Origin of the sequence: Pseudoxanthomonas helianthi (assembly GCF_017939625.1) — a bacterium.
GTDB lineage: Bacteria > Pseudomonadota > Gammaproteobacteria > Xanthomonadales > Xanthomonadaceae > Pseudoxanthomonas_A > Pseudoxanthomonas_A helianthi.
The window spans coordinates 1,685,777-1,686,233 of the sequence record NZ_JAGKTC010000001.1 but is presented as its reverse complement, the minus strand read 5'-3'; the positions used below and the strand labels follow the sequence as shown (position 1 = coordinate 1,686,233).

Below are 457 nucleotides of genomic sequence, written 5' to 3'. Positions count from 1 at the left end.
GCCTCATTTGATGAGGCTCTCTTGGAAGGACAAAGACGATGCATGGATTGTCGTGAAATCGCCGCGCATATCAGAAATTGTGTGGCGGAGTAGGCCATTACGCAATTTGACAAGCTCTTGAACCACGATGGCAGGCATGAAATAGAGCCTGTTTGATGTGGTCTGGAACTTACAGATGCCAGAGTAGGCGAACTCAAAGCGACGCGTGCCGTAATCGTTTATTGCGCCAAATGTGATTCCGTCGCGGTTTGCTTGAATGTAAGTCACGTTAGAACGCCAAAGCGAAAGGTCTGAACCGGAAGGAAGCTCATAGCGCTCCTTTGCAGTAAGGCTTTGCAAATCACTTGGGAGGCGTGCTCGCACCTTTGCCAAGTAGTCAAAGTAGCGTGTTCCGTCCCACTGAGTTGGGGAGCCGGAATTATCGAGGTACAAGAAGCGAGCTGGCATGGAATGAGGC

General features: G+C 50.5%; 1 protein-coding gene. It reads right to left on the bottom strand.

The window, feature by feature from the left end:
- Positions 1 to 3: 3 nt before the first annotated feature.
- Positions 4 to 457, bottom strand: a 454-nt coding sequence (locus J5837_RS07675) for a hypothetical protein (RefSeq protein WP_210536076.1), incomplete at its 5' end; no start/stop codon positions are given.